Source organism: Paenibacillus sp. FSL H8-0079 (genome assembly GCF_037991315.1).
Taxonomy (GTDB): Bacteria; Bacillota; Bacilli; order Paenibacillales; family Paenibacillaceae; genus Paenibacillus.
In genome coordinates this window covers 2,758,802-2,769,897 of sequence record NZ_CP150300.1, presented here as the reverse complement: position 1 = coordinate 2,769,897, position 11,096 = coordinate 2,758,802, and the positions used below count along the sequence as shown (strand labels likewise).

7 protein-coding genes and 1 pseudogene are annotated in these 11,096 nt (G+C 46.3%); all 8 read right to left on the bottom strand.

The annotated features are described in order from the left end of the window. Positions 1-3 precede the first annotated feature (3 nt). Positions 4-1,725 (bottom strand): alpha,alpha-phosphotrehalase, encoded by a 1,722-nt coding sequence (treC, locus tag MHI06_RS12640; protein ID WP_340401681.1) that lies wholly within the window; start codon positions 1,723-1,725, stop codon positions 4-6. Positions 1,726-2,011: 286 nt separating this feature from the next. Further along, positions 2,012-2,704 carry a metal-dependent hydrolase gene (locus MHI06_RS12635; RefSeq protein WP_340401680.1) on the bottom strand — a complete coding sequence of 231 codons (693 nt, stop codon included), beginning with the start codon at positions 2,702-2,704 and terminating at the stop codon, positions 2,012-2,014. A 99-nt stretch (positions 2,705-2,803) separates the two neighbouring features. Then, the gene (locus MHI06_RS12630; RefSeq protein WP_340401679.1) at positions 2,804-4,495 is read right to left on the bottom strand and encodes an alpha-glucosidase; all 1,692 of its coding nucleotides are present in this window, start codon (positions 4,493-4,495) and stop codon (positions 2,804-2,806) included. Positions 4,496-4,823: 328 nt separating this feature from the next. Next, on the bottom strand, positions 4,824-5,282 hold the full coding sequence (locus MHI06_RS12625) for a VanZ family protein (protein WP_340401678.1): 459 nt from the start codon (positions 5,280-5,282) through the stop codon (positions 4,824-4,826). 43 nt (positions 5,283-5,325) lie between these two features. Continuing rightward, positions 5,326-5,418: pseudogene (locus tag MHI06_RS12620) on the bottom strand (AraC family transcriptional regulator); the annotation flags it as partial. 120 nt (positions 5,419-5,538) lie between these two features. Continuing rightward, positions 5,539-7,971 (bottom strand): glycogen/starch/alpha-glucan phosphorylase, encoded by a 2,433-nt coding sequence (locus MHI06_RS12615; RefSeq protein ID WP_340401677.1) that lies wholly within the window; start codon positions 7,969-7,971, stop codon positions 5,539-5,541. 596 nt (positions 7,972-8,567) lie between these two features. After that, a complete protein-coding gene (gene glgD / locus MHI06_RS12610; RefSeq protein ID WP_169482801.1) occupies positions 8,568-9,671 on the bottom strand; it encodes a glucose-1-phosphate adenylyltransferase subunit GlgD in 1,104 nt (367 codons plus the stop codon). Between the two features lie 26 nt (positions 9,672-9,697). Then, entirely contained in the window at positions 9,698-10,867 is a 1,170-nt protein-coding gene (locus MHI06_RS12605) for a glucose-1-phosphate adenylyltransferase (protein WP_340402104.1), read from the bottom strand. Positions 10,868-11,096: the final 229 nt, after the last annotated feature.

Genomic DNA, 11,096 nt, shown 5'->3' with positions numbered 1-11,096 from the left:
TGATTAGTCCTGTTGTGGCACAAGCCACATATAGGATGCATACGGACTGAGGGAGATTTCCTGTGTCAGTACAGGTGCTGCCTCTGTATTCCCAATGAGTAATTCAGCGGATTTGCCTGCAATATGATCATTCCAGACCGCTTCTGGAAGCGAGAACGTGACCTCTCGTTTACTGAAGTTCGATACAACAATCAGGGTTTCACTTCCATTGGTTCTTGCGTAAGCAAACACATCTGGGTGTGCATCGTCCAGGCGTTCATACAGACCGTCGGTCAGCACGTTAACCTGTTTACGCAGGGCAATCAATTTGCGGTAATGGTAGTAGATTGAATCCGGATCAGCTAGTTGCTGTTCCACGTGAATGGACGGATACCGCTCATCCACCTTCAGCCAAGGTGTTCCGCTAGTGAATCCAGCGTTCTTACTTCCATTCCATTGCATCGGTGTTCGAGAGTTGTCTCGGGAACGCTCTTTTACAATGTTGAAAGCTTCTTCAGCGGATTTGCCTCGTTCTTCCTGAAGCAAACGGTACATGTTCGTCGATTCGATATCGCGGAACTCGCTGACGTCATTCCAGACCGGATTCGGCATGCCGATCTCTTCACCTTGGTAGACGTAAGGTGTACCTTGCATGCCATGAATGGTCGTTGCAAGCATCTTGGCACTCTCGGCACGATAGTCACCATCATCGGCGAATCTGGACAGTGCCCGAGGCTGATCATGGTTATTAAGGAACAGCGCGTTCCAGCCTCCACCGGCTTGCATGCCTGTCTGCCACTCACTAAAGAGCTGCTTCATCGCTTCGAAATCATACGGCATCAGTTCCCATTTTTGACCATTCGGATAATCCACTTTCAGGTGGTGGAAGTTGAACGTCATTGAAAACTCCCGGGAAGCCGGGTTCGAATATTGGATGCAGTGTTCCAGTGTTGTGGAGGACATTTCCCCTACCGTCACCATGTTGTGAGGCCCGAATACTTCATCGTACATCTCGGTGATATACTCATGCACACGCGGTCCATCCGTGTAATATTTGCGCCCATCACCCGGCGACACGCTGCCATCATCATTAGGGAAACGCTGGTCTTTGGAGATCAGGTTAATCACGTCCATACGGAAACCATCCACACCTTTTTCGGCCCAGAACTTGATCATATCCCGTACAGCTTTGCGTACTTCTTCATTCTCCCAATTCAGATCTGCCTGCGTTTTATCAAATAAAGTCAGGAAATATTGTCCCGTCTGTTCATCATACTGCCATGCAGGTCCACCGAACTTGGATTGCCAGTTGTTAGGCACACCGCCGTCCGGAGCAGGATCTTTCCAAATATAATAATCCCGATACGGATTATCCTTGGATGAACGGGATTGCTGGAACCATTCATGCTCTGTCGAGGAGTGATTCACCACGATATCAATCATCAGTTTCATATCACGAGCCTTCAGACCTAACAGCAGTTCGTCAAAATCCTCCATCGTTCCATAATCCGGATTAATTCGGTAGTAGTCCGCTACGTCATACCCATTATCATGCTGCGGGGATACATATACCGGCTGCAACCACACAATATCGATACCCAGATGCTGCAAATAATCAAGCTTCTCAGTTAAACCACGAATATCTCCCGTACCCGATCCGGTTGTATCATTAAAGCTCTTCGGATATACCTGATATACCGTTGATGTCTTCCACCAAGATGACGGAGTTGTGTTATTAGAACTCATGTTAACGCCTCCAATTAATTGTAATGCTCTCATGTAATGTTCTCGGCTAACTTCATATCTATATTACATAAGTAAACATGTATATACAAGTTGAAACTATAATATGTATATTCTTCGTCTCTTCTACACATTCCCCATTAATCTTTCCTCTGTAACATTTATTTTGGAACCTGCGTTCGTGAACTCCATGATATCTGTATTGATAAAACAAGAAACCGCCTGTTCTTCCCACGATTGGCGTGGGTAACAGACGGTTTCTTTTGGTTGAACTTGGTTGTTGTAACAGTTACAAGCTAATGGATTCCCCCGGGGCCAGCACAAGGCCTTCCAAACCTTTAGCAGCCAGCTGCTGCACGAAGTGTTCCGCATCCTGACGAATTACCGGGAATGTATCATAATGAACCGGAATGGTCAGTTTGGCATTAAACCATTCGGCCGCTTGCAGCGCATCCTCAGGTCCCATGGTGAAATGTCCACCAATCGGCAAGAACGCTACATCGATATCATGGCGATCACCAATCATTTTCATATCCCCGAAGAGACTTGTATCTCCGGCATGCAAAATGGTTTTGCCACCAATATTAATGATATATCCAGCAGGCAAACCTGCATACATAATCCGTTGTTCTTCTTCCAACACGATCCCGGAAGTGTGGAATGCCTGAATCATTTTGGCTTGAGCAAAGTCAAGATCTACCGTGCCGCCCATGTTCATGCCGAGCGTGTCCAAACCTTTCCATGACATATATGTAGCTAGCTCCACAATAGCCACAACTTTGGAGTTATTCGCTTTGGCAATGGGTTCAGCATCGAGAATGTGATCCATATGTGCATGTGTCAGCAACACCACATCGGTCTTGATATCTTCAGGCTTCGTGACAGCAAGCTCGTTGCCACGCAGGAAGGGATCAATGATCAGAGACTTTTCTTCTGTGCCCAGCTGTACACTGGAGTGACCGTGGAACGTAATATTCAACAACTTGGATTCCTCCCGACATATGTTTTGATTATTTGAAAACCACTTTATTTATTATAAATCATAGCTCTTCACCAACGCAAAATTACGCTAGCCTCCGTGTCACCGCTGCTTACGATACACCCTTGCTTCATACGGCTGAAGCTGAATCGCACCTTCATCGGTAGAATAACGTCTGCTTACATTGCTGATGATCAGCTTGGCATGCTCGGAATTCCAACCTTCCGGCCAGTGCATCTCCGGTTCATGCCCACGGAAATTCAGAATGACCAACATCTGCTCATCATCCAGCGTTCGTGTATAGGCATAGATATCAGGTTCATCCGGTAGCAGCAGTTCATACGCGCCATAGATAAGCACTTTATGTTGTTTGCGAAGGGCAATTAGCTTACGGTAAAAATTCAAAATGGATTGCGGATCACTTTCGGCATCGGCTACGTTAATCTCAGAATAATTATCATTCACCTGAATCCACGGCTGACCTTGGGTAAACCCTGCGTGTTCCGTATCATCCCATTGCATTGGCGTCCGGGCATTATCGCGACTCTTCAGCCAGATCGCCTGCATGACTTCATGCTTCGACTTACCTTGACCAATGTAATGATTGTAATAATTTTTCGTCTCGATGTCCCGGTATTGCTCGATATCTGGGAAAGCGACATTGGTCATGCCAATCTCTTCTCCTTGATAGATGTAGGGGGTCCCTTCGAGTGTAAGCATCCATGTCGCCAGCATCTGAGCAGAACGCACCCGATATTTACCGTCATCACCAAAACGCGAAACCGGACGTGGCTGATCATGGTTGCCCATGTAATTGGCGTTCCAGCCTCTATCGTGCAAAACCGTTTGCCACCGGCTCATGATTTCTTTGAGTTCGGTCAATTTCCATTCCTTATAATTCCACTTACCAATTCCGGAAGATTTGGCATCGATGAACATATGCTCAAACTGGAATACCATATTAAGCTCGTCACGATCGGTTCCCACATAAGCCAGCGCTTGTTCAGGCCCAAGTCCAGAAGTCTCGCCAACCGTCATGGGTCCATAAGGTTTCAGGATCATGTTATTCAGTTTCTTCAGGATGGAGTGTACCTGTTCCAGGTTAGAAAAGAGCTGATATGCTGGAACTACCGGCAGATTATCTGGATTGTGGGCACTAGGCAGCCCCTCTGCCTTGGCGATATGCGCTACTGCATCGAAACGAAATCCGTCGACCCCTTTTTCCAGCCACCAATGCACCATCTCATACATCTCTTCTGCCATCTGTGTATTGTTCCAGTTGAGATCCGGTTGTTGTTCCGAATACAGATGCAAATAATATTCATTTGTCTCGGGATCATGCTTCCATACTGAGCCGCCAAAATAGGACTCCCAATTATTCGGCACCTGACCATTTTTGCCTGAACGCCAAATATAGTAATCCCGCTTCGGATTCATCTTCGATGAACGAGACTCGGCAAACCACGCATGCTCATCCGACGTATGATTCAACACCAGATCCATCATGATCTTGAGGCCACGCTTGTGTGCCTCTGCCAGTAACCGATCAAAATCCCCCATCGTGCCATACTTGCGTAAAATGGCGTAGTAATCCCGGATATCATATCCGTTATCATGTCCTGGTGAATCGTAGATGGGACAGAGCCAGATCACATCCACACCCAAATTCTCCAAATAATCGAGTTTCTCATAGATCCCCTGCAAGTCGCCCTGCCCATCCCCGTCCGAATCCTTGAAGCTACTCGGGTAGATCTGGTATACCACACTCTCTTTCCACCAAACGATATCGCCCACCTCGCTCTCATCATTGTTCTATATATAAATTGAACGAAAGAATATTTACACTAGACACTCCGATGACAGAACAACCTTCCGATCGCTGTTATCCCCAGATTTTATGAATTCCCCTTATAAGGGGAAAATCCGGTGATAAAGGCGCACGCTTTCGCTTCTTCAGGTTATTTCTGTCCTCTCCGTTTCGTGTAAATGTTTAGTTAAATTTATATATAATCTCTGTTCACTATATTAAGCCGTTAATATGTTTTATCCGAAAAGATTCCCTTGTAAACATTTGAAAGGTATCTTATGCAAAAAGACCCGGTCATCGACCGCGATCTGCGGCTCAATTCCGAGTCCTTCTTTGTGAACATAAAAACAACTTAAATGCGGCGTAACCTATCCAGGCACCGATCGTGTTCAGAATAATGTCATCTACATCGAACGAACCCACACGTGTGATCAATTGTGTGAGCTCAACCCCCAGTAGAAGCAAGACAGCTGTCGATGTAAAGGTCAGGAACGAACGACACCTCCGAAACAACCATGGAATCCAGATTCCCAGCGGAATGAACAACACGATATTGCCAAACAGGTTTTTGACCCAGGTATCTGTATTGTACCTCTCCCTCTCCAAGAGAAGTGGCCGAATCGTCTCGAAGGGTACCAGATTATATTGATAATACATGCTAGGTGTTCGTCCACTGACAAACAGTAAACTGCCCATAATCAGTATGTAAAGAACTGCCATGCAAGCAACAATGGTCAGCATCCACTTGGAGTGGAGCCACGACTTTTCGCTCATTTATTCTATGCCTCCGACCTTGATTTCCGCGAAGCGGTAAGGTCTATTTTAACGGGATATAGATCTTCATGTCCAGTTGTTCAGGGGTCGATTTCCAGACATCCGTCACTTCAAAGTCCGGCCCTTCCCTCCGTTCATTAATTCACTGTATGCCAAAAACCCCTTGATCTACAAGGAGATGCTCTCTACGCTGATTGAGTAACCTGTAGAGATAGCTCTTGTGAACAAGGGGGGTTTTTTGCCTAACAATTTATTCTTAACCTTTCCAGTTCCCGGACACCGGATGAATGCCCCAGATATCTGTCGCGTACTCACTTATGGTACGATCGCTGGAGAATATGCCGGAATGCGCCGTGTTCAATATCGCTTTCCGAGTCCAGCCTGGAACATCCCGATACGCTTGGTCAATGGCAGCATGTGCGTCTGCATAAGCAGCAAAATCACGCAATACAAAGTATTCGTCACCATGAGCCAGCAACGAGTCATAGATGTCCCAGAACTCCCCATCTCGATAACAGAATGCACCTGGATGCACCAATTGCTCCACGACCTCGCGAATCCGATCATCGTGCTGCACAATCTCATTCGGACGATAGCTGCCAGAACGATAATACTCAAGCACTTCGTCCGCACGCAGACCATAGATGAACATATTTTCTTCTCCGACCTGCTCTGCCATCTCCACATTGGCTCCATCCATCGTGCCAATCGTTAAGGCGCCGTTCATCATAAACTTCATGTTGCCCGTACCCGAAGCTTCCTTGCCTGCGGTTGAGATCTGTTCACTAACATCCGCGGCCGGAATAATCTTCTCTGCAAGAGAAACGGAATAGTTTTCGAGGAAAAATACCTTCAAGCGGTCATTCACCGCTGCATCCCGATTCACCGTGTCAGATACCGTATTGATCAGCTTGATGATTTTTTTGGCAAAATAATAACTCGGTGCTGCCTTAGCTCCAAAGATGAACGTGCGTGGCACCATATCAAACGAAGCATCATGCTTAAGCCGATTATACAGATGCATCACATGCAGAATGTTCAACAGTTGCCGTTTGTACCCATGCAGCCTCTTCACCTGCACATCAAAAATGGAATCCGGATTCACTGTCGTTCCGGTATGATCCAGAATATACGAAGCAAGCCGTTCCTTGTTATCCCGCTTAATCGAACGGAACTGTTCCTGGAATGATGTATTATCCGCGAAGCTTGCCAACTGATCCAACTTGCCCGGCTCTGTTATCCATTCGTTACCGATTGTATCCGTGATGAGATCCGACAGTTTCGGATTGGCATGCATCAACCAGCGACGATGGGTAATGCCATTCGTTTTGTTATTGAAACGCTCTGGATACAGTGCATAGAACGGAGCCATCTCACGCTCCTTCAAAATCTCGGTATGCAATGCCGCGACACCATTCACGCTATGACTGCCTACAATCGCCAGATGCGCCATCCGTACCTGATCGTTCGCAACAATCGCCAGGTGCCCTATGCGATCCTGATCTCCCGGATACCGGTCCAGCAGCATGCCACAGAAGCGTTTGTTGATCTCTTCAATAATCATATAGATGCGTGGCAGCAGCTTGCTGATCATGGATACAGGCCATTTCTCAAGCGCCTCGCTCAGCGTCGTATGATTGGTATACGATACGGTTCTAGTCGTGATATCCCATGCTTCATCCCAGCCATAACCTTTCACATCAATCAGGATGCGCATCAGTTCTGGAATAACCAAGGTTGGATGCGTGTCGTTGATGTGGAAAGCCACTTTATCTGGCAAACGATCATACGAAAGCTCCAGCTTATTGAACGTACGTAACGCACTTTGCACGCCTGCTGAACACATGAAGTATTGCTGCTTTAATCGCAGCAGTTTTCCTTCGTACTGGGAATCATCCGGATACAGGAATTCGGAGATCGATTCAACCGAACGGCTATAATCCAGATATCCGTAGTAGTTCGATGGGGTATCGAGTGAAGTCTCGCGCTTCGGCTCGGCACTCCATAGACGCAATGTGTTCACATGGGTTTGACCATAACCGATGACAGGCACGTCATAGGGAATGGCGACAACCGATTCGGCATCTTTTGTAACAAACTGATATTCTCCATCCTGTTCATGAGCTTCTACCCGGCCCCAGAACTGTACTTCCACCTTTTTGTCTGGACGACGGACTTCCCATTCGTTGCCTTTATCCAGCCAATTGTCAGGTAATTCGACCTGATTGCCATTGATGATTTTTTGCTCAAACAACCCATATTTATACCGAATGCCGCAGCCATGTCCTGCATATCCAAGTGATGCAAGTGAATCCAGGAAACAGGCAGCGAGTCGTCCGAGACCTCCGTTACCGAGTCCTGCATCCGCCTCCTGTTCTTCCACCTCTTCCAAGGAGAAACCCAGTTCAGCCAGACTGTCGCGCACCAATTCCAATTCATTCACATTCAACAGATTGTTGCCGAGCAGACGTCCAATCAGGAATTCCAGCGAGAAGTAATAGACCTGTTTATCCTGGCGCTGCTTAAACCCCTGATTCGACGCTGCCCAATCCTGGCCTGCATATTCACGAATCATGCTTCCCAGTACGTGGTACACGTCTTCCTGTGTTGCTTCTTCAATCGGTTTGCCCAATTTGCTGACCAGATTCCGTGTAAAGATACTCTTGAACGTTTCCTTGTTGTCAAACAAAAGTAGGTTCCTCCCGGGGAAATCCTGCAGGACGGTGGCGGTACATACACTCAGTTGCTCAACATTGTGCAAAGTGGCCGTTACGGTTACGAATCGTTCTTATGATCCCTGTTGTCTCCAAATTTTCTTGATTAACCTATATAAATTGAACTAAAGAATATTTACACTGGACACTTCGATGACAGAATAACCTTCCGATCGCTGTTATCCCCAGATTTTTTGATTCCTTTTTAAAAAGGGAAAATCCGGGGATAAAGGCGAGGCGTATGCTTCCGATGTAGCTTTCTTTCAGAAAGCTTTTAGCTCCGCTTCTTCAGGTCATTTCTGTCCTCTCCGTTTTGTGTAAGTGTTTAAGTTGAATTTATATAATACAAGTTAAAATTTAAAGACAGCATATGCTTTCGGAGTAGCTTTCTTGCAGAAAGCTTTTAGGCGAACGCTACGCTTCTTCAGAATCGATTTCGTTCCCTTCACTACGTTTGCATGCTGGTGAGAACTTTCGAAGATGCAATTCATGCGTCGAAAGTGTATGAACCTTGAATCCATCCTACAGGATTTTTATTTTATATATAGAAGATATCGGTTACGTGTGGGTATTAGATAATAGTGCTTTTCGCTAAAATGTATGGATTTGACGGGTCGCCGATCAGCGTCTGTCCTCCGGTCAGTTTCACGTCTTTATCCAGAATGACGTTCTCAAGGACCGTTCCTTCACCAATGTAACATTTCTGCATGATGATGGAACCTTTAATTTTGGCACCCTTGGCCACCTGTACACCACGGAACAAAATGCTGTCTTCCACCTCTCCACCTACGATGCAGCCATTGGCAAGGAGAGAATGTTTAACATCAGCGGTATCCAGGTATTTGGCAGGGGCTTCATATTTAATTTTGGTCTGAACGGGATCTTCCTTGAACAGTTGTTCATATTGCCCTGTATTCAACAGATCCATACTGTTGCGATAATAACTGTCGATCGAATTGATAACTGCGTGATAGCCATCATATGCATACGCAGCGATATTCAATCCATCGGGATTTTTTTGAATGACATCCCTGAAGAAATGGCTCTCGCCATGATCGATGCAGCGTTGCACCTGGCGCAGGAATAATTCCTTTTCCATGATGAAAATTTCTGTATATATATTCGGATGATTGGCGCTTTGGTGAATGTCCACCACGTTACCGTCCCCGTCATGGTCAACTTTGACACAGGCGTCATGCTCAGGCAGCAGCTGATCCACTTTTTTGCAAACCAGTGTAACGTCAGCTCCTTTGCTGATGTGATACCTATAGACATCCTGAAGGTCTGCTTTGGTCACATGGCGACTGCCCGCATGCACAACATATTGCCCTGCACCTCTGTGGAAAAAGTCCAAATTGTTATGGAAATGCTGCAAGTCCCCCTGTGACGTATCTGTTGGATCGTTCCAGTCCGGTGGCAATATAAACATACCTCCATGCTTGCGATCCAGATCCCACGGCTTGCCGTCACCGAGATGGTCCATCAGTGAGCGATATTTTCGCCGTACAAATACCCCTATACTCTCAATACCTGCATTCATCATATTCGATAGAACAAAATCGATCAGACGGTAACGCCCGGCATAAGGCACCGCGGCTCCGCAGCGAAAGTACGTCAATTCCTTCAATTCCTCAAGTTCATGGTCAAGGTTAATAACTCCGATCAATGGTTTCATCGCATGCACCGTCCTTTTGGCTTCAATTAGGCCTTGCTGGTTATTCCTTGGCGAAGCTGACGTTCCAGTTCTTCCTGATCCACGAGCAATATATCACTCTCATCTCCCGGTGCAGGCGAAATCTGTGTTCCATCCGGAATAACCAATCCTTCTGAGATAATCGCTCGGTGAATGCGCACATTTTGCCCGATTTTCACCCTTGGCATGATGACCGAATCAATGACGGCGCTGTTCTCTCCAACTTCAATGCCGTAGAACAGAACCGAATGATTGACCTCACCATGCACGATACTGCCTTCACTAATGATACAATTCCGCACCTTGGCCGATGGCGAGATGTATTGTGCAGGTTGATTTGGATTACGTGTAAAGATACGCCAGTCCGGATCATTCAGATTAAACGGTGTATCTTCGTCCAACAGGTCCATATTGGATTCCCACAGACTGCGAATGGTACCTACGTCTTTCCAGTAACCTTCGAACGGATACGCATATAAGGATTTTTCATTTTCAAGCAACAAAGGAATGATATCTTTACCAAAATCATAGGAGGTGGATGCCTGTTGTTCATCCTGGATCAGGAAACGTTTCAGTACATCCCACTTGAAGAGATAGATACCCATGGAAGCGAGTGTGCTCTTGGGCTCAGGAGGTTTTTCTTCAAATTCATAAATGCTATAGTCATCGTTGGTGTTCAGCACCCCGAAACGGCTGGCTTCTTCCAATGAGACATCAATAACCGATATGGTGCAGTCCGCATCTTTTTCTTTGTGATACTGGAGCATCTTTTCGTAATCCATTTTATAGATATGATCCCCTGACAGAATGAGCACATGCTCAGGATCGAATTGTTCAATAAAGTTCAGATTGCGGAAAATCGCATCCGCTGTCCCCCGGTACCAGTTGCTACCGTCTTCACGTTCATGTGGAGGAAGTACGTATACCCCGCCGTTTTTACGGTCCAGATCCCAGTCACTGCCAATGCCTATGTAAGAATGCAGGACAAGTGGTTCATACTGGGTCAACACGCCAACCGTATCAATACCCGAATTGGAGCAGTTACTCAGTGGAAAATCAATGATTCGGTACGTGCCGCCAAAATATACAGCTGGCTTCGCCAGTGATTTGGTTAATCCTTTTAACCTCTTCCCTTGCCCTCCGGCAAGTAGCATCGCTACAACTTCTTTTTTCGCCATCATTACAGCCTCCTCCACGTGCATTCGTTCTGATTCATTTCAGAGCCCATAATCGATATTCTGTTGTGTGGACACTGTTGTCTTGATTAGGAGCTTGCTGTACAGATGTGTAGCTGGATGAATCAACTTGCAATTGAACTTCTTGGATTGTGAAGCCTGAAATAGAGATAATGCGGTGTAGAATTGCCTTGACTGACTTACTGAGGTGAATGTTAGATGTAGAGCTTAA

Bases quoted from the DNA above. Each gene is read 5' to 3' on its own strand.
- treC (WP_340401681.1), bottom strand. From the start codon at position 1,725: ATGAGTTCTAATAACACAACTCCGTCATCTTGGTGGAAGACATCAACG.
- MHI06_RS12625 (WP_340401678.1), bottom strand. From the start codon at position 5,282: ATGAGCGAAAAGTCGTGGCTCCACTCCAAGTGGATGCTGACCATTGTT.
- glgD (WP_169482801.1), bottom strand. From the start codon at position 9,671: ATGAAACCATTGATCGGAGTTATTAACCTTGACCATGAACTTGAGGAA.
- MHI06_RS12605 (WP_340402104.1), bottom strand. From the start codon at position 10,867: ATGGCGAAAAAAGAAGTTGTAGCGATGCTACTTGCCGGAGGGCAAGGG.